This is a genomic window from Halogeometricum borinquense DSM 11551 (assembly GCF_000172995.2).
GTDB lineage: Archaea > Halobacteriota > Halobacteria > Halobacteriales > Haloferacaceae > Halogeometricum > Halogeometricum borinquense.
This window is the reverse complement of the sequence record NC_014731.1, coordinates 283622-296744: the sequence shown is the minus strand read 5'-3', so window position 1 is coordinate 296744 and position 13123 is coordinate 283622. Positions and strand designations below refer to the sequence as shown.

The window sequence follows — 13123 nt, the reverse complement described above, 5'->3', positions numbered from 1 at the left end:
ACCCGAGTACTGTCGTGAGAGCCTCGTGAGAGACCGCTCACGAGCGAGACAGCGATTTACAGCACCAGATATGACAGACATCGTTTTGCTACGGCACGGACAGACCGAGTGGGACCGCCAGAACCGACTCCACGGACACGTACCAGTTCCGCTGACAGAGACGGGATACGATTCGGTGACGGCCATCGGCCGACGATTGGCGTCACAGTACGACTTCGACCGGATGTACGCCGCAGATACAATGGCTGCCCGGGAAACGGCCGCACTCGTTCGTCTGACCGGCCTCGGACCGCGTCCGCAATTCGAAGCCGCGTGGCGTCCCCGCGATGCGGGCGTGTTCCAAGGCCTCGCATACGACGAACTCGGTGATGGCATGACAGACGACCTTGACACTGACGTAGATGTACTACAGCCACTCCCGCGCGGTGGGGAGCCACTTGCAGACGGACGTGCGCGCGTACTTGATCGATGGGAGCGACTCTGCGAGCGTTCGAACGCAGACGAGCAAGTGCTCGTGGTCACACACGACTTCCCGATGGCGACCATCCTCGCCGATATCGACGACGCCGGTTCGGTCGCGGATCTTGGCCGGTATGCACCCGGAAAATGTAGCATGACGACAGTACGACGTACCGTTGCGGAGACGACTATCGGTGAATCAGACACCCAGATCGGTCAGTTCGCCAACGGCTGATCCGCAACGACAACAGGCATCGATTCTCAATACTGTTCGAGAATCTCGATAGTACTGGCCGGGACTGTCTAGTTTATCGACCCGCTCACTGATCGAGCGATGACCGGCAACGCCTACTCACGGTCGGTCGATAGACGACGGTCCCACTAAATTCCGCGAAACCGTTAAACCACTCTTGTCCGATGTGATGATATGACAGAATGGAGTCAGGTGCCGACGCTCTCCGCGCCGAAAAAGACGTTCGCCCTCATCGAAGCGATGGCGGACCGTGACGGTCCGGTTGGTGTCTCGGCTCTGGCCGACGAACTCGACTTCACACGAAGTACGACCTATAAGCATCTCGCGACGCTGCGCGAACTCGGATACGTCAGAAAGGTTGGCGTGGAATACTCACTGTCGTACCGATTCGTCCTGTTCGGAACCCGTATCCGGGGACGCTCTCCGCTGTACCGCACCTCGAACGAACTGATCGACCAACTGGCCGAGACGACCAACGAGACCGCGGGACTCTTCGTTAAGCAAGGCTCCTACGGCGTCAACCTCTACCAATCGACCAGTGACAGCTCTGAGACAGTCGAAATAGACGAACACCTCCACTGTACTGCGCCGGGAAAAGCGATTCTGGCACATCTCTCTGACGAGCAGGTTGAGGACGTTCTCGACGCTGCCGGCCTTCCCGCGCGCACGGACAACACGATCACAGACGCGGATGTGCTCGCAGGCGACTTGTCGAATATCCGCGAGCGCGGCATTGCCATTGAGCGAGGAGAACAACGCACGGACCAAAACGGAGTCGCAGTCGCATTCGAACACGACGGCGAGGTAGCCGCCGTGTACGTTGTCGGCCACGCCGACCGATTGAGTAACAAACGGCTCGAAGAAAACATTCCAGGGATGGTGCTCGGGACAGTTCGTCGGACCAAAGAATTGCTCTGAAGGACGTCCGTGAACGAGTCGTTTTCGTCCACACGAGAGAGGCTGACAGCCGGAAACCGATTCCGGCGAGTCAGCGGCTAGCGACAGGCCAGTTCACTCGCTCGTGAACGGGTTGAAGATGGACGAGAACTCGTACGGTTCCTGTTCGATGCCGCTCTTCGTGGGCGATACCTCCCCGGATCCGTTCCCGTTGTCTCGGTCGATAGACCAGAACGACAGTAGGCCGATGTCGTTGTCCTGCGCGAAGGTGAGAACCTGCTTTGCATCGGATTGCGTGAACTTCCCGCCGACGTTATTCACACCAATCATCGGTGTGATTCCGACCATACTCCAGCGTTCGTCAGCCGATTTATCCGGGAAGAGGTCGGCAAGATCGTCGTGAAGGTTGCTGGCCGACTTGGTCACGATGTCACCGCTCGGTTCGACCCAGCCGTAGTTCATCGTCATGATGTTCACCGTATCGATGGTGACTCCCTTGTCGATGGCGTCCTGAAGCACGTCTTTGCCCTGTGCGGTCAGCCCCTTCGTTGATGTCGGCAGGGTGAATGAGACGCTGACCTCGGGGCGTCGCTCCTGAAGCGTTGCGAGCGCCTTGTTTCGACGCTTGACTGTACTCATAGCGAACGCCTCCTCGTCGATGTCCAGATGGGTCGCATCGTATGCATCGACGACCGTCTCGAAGCGGTCGGCAAGAACTTCCGGGTCGTCGGTTCCGTCGGCGAGATACGGACCTGCCGCCCCACCGAAGGCGATGATGGCCTCGCCGCCAGCATCGTGAATGTCGTTGATATAGCCGTCAACAGACGAGTCACCGACGAGTTGGTTCGAATCGCCGTCCCACGCCGGTTTCCCATCCGGTCCTGCGAGGACGAAGGCGAGATGGAAGTAGTTCGTTCCCGCCTTTTCGGCGTGGTCTATCGGTGCCGTCGTCGAGTTCGTCGAGACGTGGTCGTACGGTGCGAAGACGTTTGACGGGAGGCTTCCTGTTGGAGTTTCGCCTCCGTCGTCCGCTGATTCGACGGTGACGGTCTTATCCGTCGTATCGGTCCCACCGTCTGCTCCGGCGACGGTGAGTTTGACCATATACGAACCAGTCGATGCGAACGAGTGTGAGACGGTTTTGCCAGTTGCGCTTGCGCCGTCACTGAAGGACCAATCGTAGCTCTCGATTGTTCCAGTGGATTCACTGGCGTCGAACGAGACTGACGTCCCCGGCGTGACGGTGGAGTCACTGACAGTAAATGCCGCCGTCAAGTCCTCGCCACCGCCGCCCCCGTCGTCACCGACTTTCGTCCAGTAGGCAGACCCCGTGGACGGTTCGGCGTTTCGTGAGGCGATATCGGCTTCCCAGATGTAGCCCTCGTGGGTAACTCGGTCGCCTTTCTGATACAGCGTGGTTTCGTCCCATTTTGGCGGCGATTCGGCCGATACCGTAGTTGATGCTGCGCTCACGCCAGCAACCGACGTGATGAGTGCTGATACGTTCCGAAGGTAGCTTCGACGGTCTTGTGTCATTGTTGGGTTGTGAATGGATTGAAGATGGACGAGAATTCGAACGGTTCCTGCTCGATGAGGGTACTCTCGTAGAGTTTGTCTCCCTCACCGTTATCGCGGACGAGTTCCCAGAACGATAGCCATCGGAGGTCGTTTTGCTGTGCGAACTCACGCACCTGCTGGGCAGCTTCTTGATAGAACGTCCCGCCGATGTCGTTGACACCGATCATCGGTGTGAGTCCGATCATACTCCAGCGTTCGGAAGCTGACTTGTCGGGATAGAGCTCACCGAGTTGCGTGTGGACGTTCTCGGCCGCGCTGATTGCGTTTTCGCCGTTCGGCTTGATGTCAGCGCCGTAGTCCATGGCCATAAGGTTGACAGCTTCGAGTTCGACGCCTTTCGAGACGGCGTCCTCGAGGACGTACAGCACGTCGTTCGAGGAGTGATCGGGGAACCCCGACGGCATGACTGGGAGTGTGTACGACACGCGTAGGTCGGGATACTCTTCCTGCAACATGACCAGCGCTTCGTTCCGGCGACGTATTCCCTCCTCGTCGCGGCTGATAAGCGACTCCTCGTCGAAGTCGATGAACGTGAGATCGTACGTATCGACCACCGTAGCGTAGGCGTCTTTCAACTCGCTTGCGCTCGTGATGGCTTCCGCGAGGTACGTCCCGTTGAGACCGCCGAAGGAGACGATTACCTCACCACCGTGTTGGTTTCTGAGTTCGGTGAGTTGCGTACCGACATCGAGCCAGTTGCTCGGTTCACCGACCTTCTGGCTTCCGGCCCACGCAGGTTCGTTATCCCCATCGGCGAGGACGAACGCGAGCGTGAAGTACTTCGTTCCGGCCGCCTCGACGTTGGCCGCGAGCGAGCGCTGATCTTCCAGCATCAGATCGGTGTACGGAGCAAAGACGCTGTCCGGAATGGAGTTTGCCGATGGGACACCGTCGGCATCGACTGTAAGTTTCTGCGTCGCGTCGGCGGTGTTCCCGTCGGCGTCGGTGACGGTCAACGAGATAGTGTACTCGCCGGTCGTGTCGTACGTGTGGGAAGTGGTGAGTTCGGTCTTTGTCGTCCCATCACCGAAATCCCACTCGTAGCTGCTCAGATCACCGGTTGACGCGCTGGCGTCACACGTGATTTCAGTTCCGGGTTGGACGAACGTGGCGCTCAGATCGAACGCGGCCGTCGGTGAATCACCGATACCGTCCGCCGGTCCGATTCCCTTCCACATGTTGGCGTCGGCGGTCGGCTCGTCGCCTTTCGTCCACCACTTTGCTTCCCAAATGTGGGCGTCGTGGACGACGCGGTCGCCGTCGGTGTAGACCGTATCGGGGTCCCACTGCGGCGGGTCGCTGGCCGCCACAGACTGGACGCCGACCGCTGAAAGACCGGAAACTCCGGCGAGTCCCGCCAGAGACTGGAGTAGTGAGCGCCGATTCCGCTTCATTGGTTTATCTGCCCGTGGATAGCGTCGAGAAGCGTCCCGTTGTAGTCCTGTGATAGTTCCCAGAACATGACGCCGCCGAGACCTTCCGATTGGGCGAGTTTGACCTTCTCTTCGATGGATGCGGGGTCGTCGTAACTGATGAATATTCCCTTCTCTTCGTTCCAGAGCCACGGTACCTGACCCTGCTCGTTGACGTTCTTCTCCCAGCCGTCTGCACCCTCGTAGTTCTCTTCGAGGTCGCCGTAGTCGAACGCGCCGGTATTGGCTTGGTCGGGGCCGAGCAGGTGATTCCACGTTCCCGGCGGGATAACTTCGTTTTGATGCTTCGGGTCGCCCTGTTGCCACTCGGCTAGCGAGAAGGTGTCCCAAATCCCGTTTTCGACCTTACAGCCACGGCCGTAGAACGGGAGTCCGAGGACGAGACTCGCGGGGTCTTCGACCGGTTCTCCGTAATCTTCCCACTGCATCCAATCGACCCAGTATCCCTGCTCTTTCCAGATTTCGAGCGTCGTTTCGACGGTGTACTGCTGGGCGTCACCATCCGGCGGGTAGTCCTTCGGAGTACCGTAGATGGGCGCGTTCAGGCCGGCTGTCTGGTGCCAGACGCCGGTGAAATCGTACGCCATCATGTAGATTTCATCGACGACGCGTTCGACCTCGCGGTGCTTGACGAGCGCGGCGTTCCAATCAGAGCCGCCGTTTGCGACCGAGAGGTAGTACGTCCGCCCGTCTTCTTCCTCGACAGCGTCGAGTTTATCCCGAACAGCTTTGAGGAGTTTGACGTGGTGCGCCGGGCCTTTCTGACTTCCGCACTCGCAGATCCCCCTGTTCGGACCGGGGTGCTCCCAGTCGATGTCAATGCCGTCGAAGTCGTACTTCTGCATGAGCGCGACTGCGGTCTCCGCGAATCTCGTCCGGTTCTCCTCGGTCGCAGCGGCGTCTTCGAAGCCGGGTGAAAGTGCCCAGCCACCGATGGAGAGTTTGAGCGTCGTATCCGACGCTGGACCCTGCTTGAGGTCGGCAAACGACTGGAGCAGGCCCTCGTGATCGACATTGCTGTCCGGAATAACCACACTGCCGTCCGACTTGACGTTGAGGAACGCGTACAGTACGTCTGTTACCTTATCGAAGGGTATGTCCTCAGGATAGTACTGATAGTCCTCGTTGCCCTTCCAACTCGGATAGTAACCGACGACGCTAAACTCGTCCGACGGCGCATTCTGCGAGACGGTGAGTTGTCTCGATGTCGTGTCACTTCCGTCCTCGTTTTCGACGGTGAGCGTGACCGTATACTCCTGTTCCGACTCGTAGGTATGCGACGTGGTTTTTCCGGAGCCGGTCGTTCCGTCGCCGAAGTCCCACTGGTAACTCGTTGGGCTTCCACTGGACCCGCTTGCGTCGAACGCGACCTCGACACCCGGCTCGACGTAGGAGTCGCTCACAGTGAACGACGCCTTGAGGCCGCCTCCACCGCCGGCCTCTCCGATTTGCTTCCACATGTTGGCGTCGGTGGTTGGTTCGTCGCCTTTCGTCCACCACTTGGCCTCCCAAATATAACCGTCGTGAGTGACCCGGTCTCCACCCGTGTACGCAACGTCGGGTTCCCACGCTGGCGGTGTTTCTGCTGCCGATGCGGTTGCGCTCGCCCCCGAAAGGAGTGCGAGCAGGGCTGACGTATTCCGTAGGTAGCTTCGTCTGCTCTGTCTCATGGGTGTTGCCGCCCTCGTCAGTGAGTCGTGCTTCGGTCGAAATCGCTCTCTTTTGAGAGCGCTGCTCGGAAACCCTGTGGCCTCCCCCGATTTGCACATCCTCACCGACTTGCTGGCGACGGAGTCTGTACTTACCAGTTATTATTAAATATTGTGGCAGATAAGTTTTAGTTTATTTTAAAAGAATTTAACAGCCGCTATTCGGCGCTCCATCCCACGGGAGCGCCACAGTTTGTGCGGGGGTTTGCGAGTCTCTCTCCGCGTATTCGCTGTTTTTCTGCGTGCCTCAGAGATGTTCGAGGAGCGTGTCGAGTAGCACTTCGTTTTTATCGCCCGAGAACGCCCAAAACATCATCCCGCCGATGTCGTTATCGACAGCGTAGTCCGTTTTGAGGCCGATAGACTTCGGATTGTCGTAGCTGACGAGTACGTCGGAGCTGTCCGAGTATATCCACGGCACTTTGGCCGTATCGTCCCAGTAGTACTCGTACTCGGAGCTTGGTTCGAGGTTCTGGTTGATATCCCAGAACTCCATGATACCGTTGTCCTGGCCCCACGTCCCGTCGGGCGACCCCTCGAAGGACTGGTACAGGCCACCGTTATCACTACTGGCGACGTTCCCGAAGCTCCGACCGTAGAACGGAAGCCCCATCGAGAGCTGTGAGCTGTCGAATGCGGTGTTCGCCCAGTAGGTCATCGCGGCATCGACATTGAAGTCTTCCGCCCGCGGGGACGGATCGTTCTCCTTGAAGTACAGCGGACTCTGGTGGTTCGTGTAGTCGTCGAACGCTCCGTGGAAGTCGTACGTCATGACGTTCACGAAGTCGAGCAGACCAGTGTTACGCTGGTGATCAAGGCCTTCGTTTTTCTTCGGGTCGGCAGACAGCGCAGTCGTCAGCAGGTACTCCTGCCCGTCCTCTTCTTCAGCAGCATCGAGTTCGGCCCGAACCGCAGCCAGCAGGTCGGAGTAGCGCTTTTTGTCGCCGTCGCGGACGATGTTCCCGGATTTTCCGCCACCGCCGGGATACTCCCAGTCGATGTCGAGGCCGTCGAAGTTGTGTTCTCGCATGATCTCGACGGCAGTCTTCGCAAAGCGCTGTCGGCTTGCTTCGGTTTCGGCCGCGTTCGAGAAGTATTTCGAGTCGTTCCAACCGCCGATGGAGAACAGGAACTTGGTCGTCGGGTCGTCAACGAGTTCGTTGAATCCTTTGTGGTCGTGCCACGATTCGGGCTTGAGGACCCGCATCGCCGCGTTCTCGTTGATGTACGCAACTGACCCGTCTTGCTTTACGGTCAGGAACGCGTAGTTGACGTGTGTAACCTTGTCCAGCGGGATGTCACCGGGGGTGTACTCGCGATCCCACTGTGCCCACTGCATGTAGTAGCCGACGACGCGCTTGTCCGTCGGCATGCCGCCGTCACTCGCAGTGACGACTTTCGTCGTCGAACCGGTCGCACCGGAGTCGTCCGTGACAGTCAGCGTGACCGTGTACTCGCCCGCTGATTCGTATGTATGGGAGACAACTTCGCCGGAGCCAGTCGTTCCGTCACCGAAATCCCAATCGAACTGGGTAGCGGTATCTCCGGACCCACTCGCATCGAATTCGACTGTTTCACCGGGGTTGATCACGAGGTCACTCACGGTGAACGACGCTTTCGGACCGTCTCCACCGTCGTCAACCGGCTTGATCTGCTTCCAGACGCTCGCGTCGGTGGTCGGTTCGGTCCCTCTCGTCCACCACTTGGCCTCCCAAATATAGCCGTCGTGGGTGACGCGGTCGCCGCCGGTGTAGGTTGCTTCGGGGTCCCATTTAGGGAGAGTCTCTGCTGCTGCGGCCGTGCCCGCACCACCGAGGAGTGCAAACAGGGCCGACGTGTTCCGTAGGTAGTCTCGTCTACTCTGTTTCATGCTTGATCGGACCGTTTTCGACGACTGCACTCGTGTGTGCAGTATTGCCGAACGTATCCTGTAGTGCCATTGTCATACATGGCATAATAATCCTATGGCCAAATATATTATATATCATATATCTATAGTGTCCTGAATTCACCTCGTGGAATCAGCTACGGCTTGGTTGATATGAACATCTGACTCGTCCCAGCCCATAGCGGATTTCGTAATAGTAACAGATTGGTATCGCTGTTTGTCACGACAGCAAAACCTAAAACGCGAGATAAAAGCGATATACTTCCAGATATCCCCGATTTTGAGTGTCAGAAACAGTCTTGGCAAAACAGTGTGGATCCAACTGATAACTACTGAACTGGCAGCAATTCGTTCGTATTACGAAATCAAAGAGAAGTTCCGGTTGTCTTACTCTCAGAGAACGATCAGGCTCGTCAAGAGGTACCATATTACAATCATACCTGTGTAATGGCCCAGACGCCTGTCCGATCTCCGGTTCATGAAGTACAGTCAGCACTAGCCGCGATGAACCATCAACCGCCGAACGGCCAGTCTACAACACACCCCGAGAGCAACTTTAGATCCCCTTTCCCGGCGCTGTACACGGTGAGATAGAGAGACGTGCGTCCAAACAAAACCTAAAAGCGAGTGGGACGAACTAACGAGAGCGTTGCAGGGGCGAATCCAACTCGAGTGTAATTTTGAATCTATACTGGAATTTTATACTGTGACAGCAATATTATTGTAATGCTTGACAGTGAGTTCTGCTACATGGAGGTAGTGGATTACGAGTCACCACCGAGCGCACACCTGACCGTTCACCCATAAATTGTGGAAACAGTCGACTCTCATTTTCGACGTATACGCCACGATTGCGATAATCCACAGTAATCAAGCCCCAGTGATCAAGTTGGTCATCGTCCAACCCACATTCCATTTTATATTAGCATATTACACAGACATATCTTGATATATGAAATACAGTAACCTAATTACACCCCCATCCCTGAATTTGTAGATATATCAGTACTTTTGTGGTTGAGATGGCCCATTATGAATACAGTTCTCCGAATTCCACAGCCAGTCTAATATTTTCGAGAAAATATGCTACACAGAGAATGTGTAGGAAGGACAGTCAAAGAGGGATCAACGGTTGTGTGGAGACGAAAAATTGATTCGAGCATTCTGCGACGTTCAACGTGTGATTGAGAAGCAAGAGCGGAATATACGGCGAGACAGTGCTCTCTTTCTACTCGGGGTTGCCAGCCTGATCCTCATCGAAGTCACAGCAACAGCAGAACCGGTAACAACTAAAAACAGTGTCATTCACGGGCTTCTATTCGGTTGCTCAGTCGGGATACTGCTCTCTGGTGTTTTTCGGGCGACGAACAAACAAGCCCTCACCTCGACGCCTTCGCTGGGAATTGGTTTCGCTGTGGGAGCCATGATCGATTTCCCGTTTCACTGGTGAGTTTCCGGAGAAGTCTCACTGAGAGTACGACAGCGTGACTATCGAATCGTCGTGCTACGTTAGTAGATTCTTGCGCAGTGCGCTGGAATGCTCTAGGAGAAAGCATTTATACGATTACTATCCAGACATATCTGAAACGAATACATCTCGCTATCGCCCTCCACCATGTCAAAAAACAGGTCCCTCCTCGACCGAGTAGATGCTATTACCCTAGCTGTCGTTGGTATCGCCCTTGTTGGAACAGCACTCCGGTTAGTCGGTCTCGGTACTCGGGTGTTTCAGTACGACGAGGGATGGGTCGGGTACTGGATACTCCAGTTTATGGAGACTGGCGTCTGGCAGTATCGGCCCATCGTCCACGGACCGTTCTTTATACGTGTGAACTCTGCAATCTTTGGCGCGATTGGAGTCTCTGACTTCTCCGCCCGCCTCGTCGTAGCGTTGCTCGGCGGAATACTCCCAATCGCCGCCCTGCTCTTTCGACGCCATCTGCGCGATTCAACAGTGCTGGCGTTCGCACTTCTGCTTACAGCGAACCCAATCTTGCTCTACTATTCGCGGTTCATGCGGTACGATCTGCCGCTCGCCGCATTCAGCCTCTTCACACTCGGGTTTATCGTCCGTGCGTACGATACCGGCCAGCGTCGATACGCCTACGCGGCCGCGGTGACCGGCGCGCTCGCTTTCACAACCAAAGAGAGCGTGTTACTCTATCTCGCTAGCTGGCTCGGCGCAGCTGTGCTTCTCCTTGATTATCGGTTCCTCCGAGCCCGCGACATCGGCAGTGACTGGCGAGGTGTGATTCAGTCTCAATGGCAAACGCTACAGAACAGCATCAGACACTGGGGAGTCCATCTGATCGGTGCTGGCGCTCTCTGGCTCGCTGTGTTCGTCTTCTTCTATGCACCCAGAGCGCCCGGTGCAGGTAGCGTCGGGTTCTACGATGCCCTTCGAAATCCGCTCCTTTGGCCCGACGTAATCAGCGAGGCGACTGTCGGATCGTTCAACAGTGCAATCGAACTCTGGGGCGGCGGGATGCAGGATCACGCCTACCTCCCGTATCTGACGGATACGCTTCGAACTCTTGCCGAGGGTGCGCCCGGTATCGTTTCGTTCAGCGTTGTCGGATTCCTCTACGACCGGTACGTCACTGACCGCCCCTCAGATCTCGTCGCATTCAACTTCTATGTCGGTATCTCGGCAATCGTCGGCTACCCACTTGCCAACAACTTCCCGGTCCCGTGGTCAACAATCCACGCCGTCGTGCCACTGGCGCTGCCAGCGGCCATCGGTGTCGGGGTAACCTACCGGTGGGGCCGAGCGGCCGCCGCCGACCTCGGGTCGAAGCAGCGAGTAATCGCCGGACTACTCGGTATCGCTATCGGCGGGATTCTGCAAACAGCCACAGCATCTGGTTCCCTCACGAGCGTAGTGAAAGGCGCCCTCGTACTCGGGGGAGGACTACTCCTTGCAGCGGCGTTCCTCCCTCGCATTCGGGCACTTCCGAATCGGCTCAGTTCCAGCAACAAGGCTGTGTTCCCGGTTGTCGCGGCCGCTCTACTCCTCCTGTCTGTCGGACTCCACGCCGCGGCCATCGACTACCAGACCAACTACGTATCCCCGACCAACGGGGATGTCTCACCCGGCGGCGGTAGCCATCTCGTCTACCAGAGCCAGCCACCACAATCGCTGGCGTCGCTGTTGGCGACGATAGGACGAGTCTCAAACGGAGATGGTACCGACGTGGTGTTTGTCGGATCGAGGCTCAGTATGAACGAATCCGAGGCACAATCTCCGCCGGGACCGGCAGGGTGGTTCGCCCGAAATCCGCTTCCGTGGTACACTGAACAGTATGGTGTAGAAACAGAGAACTTGGTTAATCCCGAGGACCGTTCACCGAACGCGCCCGTCGTAATAACCACGAAGCGCCACAGTGACACACTGGCCGCCCAACTCGAAGGGTACGTCGGAGTGAAACTACCGCTGGATCAGAACAGCAACCGCGTCGTGTACGCCTTCATCGAGCGTTCGAAGGCACCTCCCCGCGCTGAGCTGTTCTCAGGGCAGGCGAGCCCGGTGAAAACTGATGGAGACAGCGAATGAAACTGCTCCCACAGATTGATCTCGGGACATTACTGTCGCCCAAGTATTTCTGGCGGTTCCTCTCGGTAGGAGCGCTCGGGGCTGTTATCGACAACGTGACGCTCGCCGCCCTGGTCGAGTTCGGCCTGCTTGGACCAGTGATGGGCGCAGTCATAGCCAAGGAAGCATCGATCACGACGATGTTCCTGCTGAACGAACGGTGGACCTTCTCGGGGGCAACCGCCGGAAGGTGGTGGAGTATCCTCCGGCGGTTTATCTGCTCGAATCTGGTCCGTGCAGTCGGCGCTAGCGTTGGTATCGCAGTGCTTGCGGTTCTTACCCAGGAATTCGGCCTCTGGTATCTCTTTGCGAACGTGGCCGGAATCGGCGTTGGCTTCGTGTTCAACTATATTTTCGAGAGCCTGCTCACGTGGAAGGTTGCTCTCGGAAACTAAAAACGCTCACAAGGGCAACTGTCGAAGGACAATCATGATTTAAGAGGTTGTTTCCCCTCTGTAGTCACATGTGGTGCGCAACCATCCGATTGAAGCACTCAGATGGATGGTTTCAATCACTGGGAGACACGTGTCATGCCCACGATGAAGTAGTGCCAGTCATGATACACTCCGCGAAACTCCTCCGTGACGGAACGGCCGTCATGCTGTACGAGTTCAAAGGTGACGCCGACGCGATTCGAGCGATCCTGTCTGCCAACAAGACCGCGACCGATCATGAGGTGACGAAGATCAACGGATCCGTCTCCGCGTACATCCACTTTGAGCCGTCGAGCGACACAAGGCGGCTACTCCAACTCCCGGAGGAGTACGGCTACGTCGTCGACAGTCCAATACTGCTGCACGAGGACGGAGGGGTAGAAGTTACGATCATCGGTCCTCAGGAGAACATCAGCGCTGGGTTCGAGCAAATCCCCGATTCCGTCCACACGACCGTCGGGCGGGTAGGAACCCACAACCCGGGCAGAAAGGACAGCCTCAGCAAACTGAGCGACCGCCAGCGAGAGGTGCTTCGGAGAGCCTACGAACTCGGGTACTACCGACGACCTCGGGAGGCCACCCTCGACGACGTTGCGGCGGAATTCGAGTGTAGTCAGGCGAACGTCCAGGAAATTCTCCAGCGGATCGAGAACAACCTGATTTCGGACCTATTCACGGCTTCCGGGGATACAGAAACTCACCCTACCCAGTCAATCTGGAAATGACCCGTTCGGGACGCGTCAGCACTGACTCCCCCCCGCATCCGGCGTAGCCAGCGTACAACATCTTCTCGTCGGCAACCGTGTACGCGAACGAGGATTCCCTTCCGCTAACGGAACGGTTTGACCCGCCGGTTCGAAGCAAAGCGAAGACGCACTCC

General features: G+C 57.1%; 9 protein-coding genes. 5 read left to right on the top strand and 4 right to left on the bottom strand.

Annotated features, from left to right (window positions below):
- Positions 1-70: 70 nt before the first annotated feature.
- Together HBOR_RS17130 and HBOR_RS17125 are read left to right on the top strand one after the other, a co-directional pair.
- The gene (locus HBOR_RS17130; protein WP_006054545.1) at positions 71-694 is read left to right on the top strand and encodes a histidine phosphatase family protein; all 624 of its coding nucleotides are present in this window, start codon (positions 71-73) and stop codon (positions 692-694) included.
- Between the two features lie 192 nt (positions 695-886).
- A complete protein-coding gene (locus HBOR_RS17125; RefSeq protein WP_006054546.1) occupies positions 887-1630 on the top strand; it encodes an IclR family transcriptional regulator in 744 nt (247 codons plus the stop codon).
- Between the two features lie 93 nt (positions 1631-1723).
- On the opposite strand, the gene HBOR_RS17120 is transcribed toward HBOR_RS17125, so the two are convergent.
- The 4 genes from HBOR_RS17120 to HBOR_RS17105 form a co-directional block, all read right to left on the bottom strand.
- Positions 1724-3145, bottom strand: a complete 1422-nt coding sequence (locus HBOR_RS17120; protein ID WP_006054547.1) for a PKD domain-containing protein — start codon at positions 3143-3145, stop codon at positions 1724-1726.
- Positions 3142-4581, bottom strand: a complete 1440-nt coding sequence (locus HBOR_RS17115) for a PKD domain-containing protein (protein WP_006054548.1) — start codon at positions 4579-4581, stop codon at positions 3142-3144. Before HBOR_RS17115 ends, HBOR_RS17120 begins: the two co-directional genes overlap by 4 nt.
- Positions 4578-6290, bottom strand: a complete 1713-nt coding sequence (locus HBOR_RS17110) for a glycosyl hydrolase family 18 protein (protein ID WP_006054549.1) — start codon at positions 6288-6290, stop codon at positions 4578-4580. Before HBOR_RS17110 ends, HBOR_RS17115 begins: the two co-directional genes overlap by 4 nt.
- 286 nt (positions 6291-6576) lie before the next feature.
- A complete protein-coding gene (locus HBOR_RS17105; RefSeq protein ID WP_006054550.1) occupies positions 6577-8199 on the bottom strand; it encodes a glycosyl hydrolase family 18 protein in 1623 nt (540 codons plus the stop codon).
- A 1633-nt stretch (positions 8200-9832) separates the two neighbouring features.
- Here HBOR_RS17105 and HBOR_RS17095 point away from each other — a divergent pair.
- The 3 genes from HBOR_RS17095 to HBOR_RS17085 all read left to right on the top strand — a co-directional run bounded on the left by HBOR_RS17095 (position 9833) and on the right by HBOR_RS17085 (position 12968).
- The gene (locus HBOR_RS17095) at positions 9833-11770 is read left to right on the top strand and encodes a flippase activity-associated protein Agl23 (RefSeq protein WP_013440783.1); all 1938 of its coding nucleotides are present in this window, start codon (positions 9833-9835) and stop codon (positions 11768-11770) included.
- A complete protein-coding gene (locus HBOR_RS17090) occupies positions 11767-12204 on the top strand; it encodes a GtrA family protein (protein WP_006054553.1) in 438 nt (145 codons plus the stop codon). Before HBOR_RS17095 ends, HBOR_RS17090 begins: the two co-directional genes overlap by 4 nt.
- A gap of 68 nt (positions 12205-12272) precedes the next feature.
- The gene (locus HBOR_RS17085; protein WP_449271613.1) at positions 12273-12968 is read left to right on the top strand and encodes a helix-turn-helix domain-containing protein; all 696 of its coding nucleotides are present in this window, start codon (positions 12273-12275) and stop codon (positions 12966-12968) included.
- Positions 12969-13123: the final 155 nt, after the last annotated feature.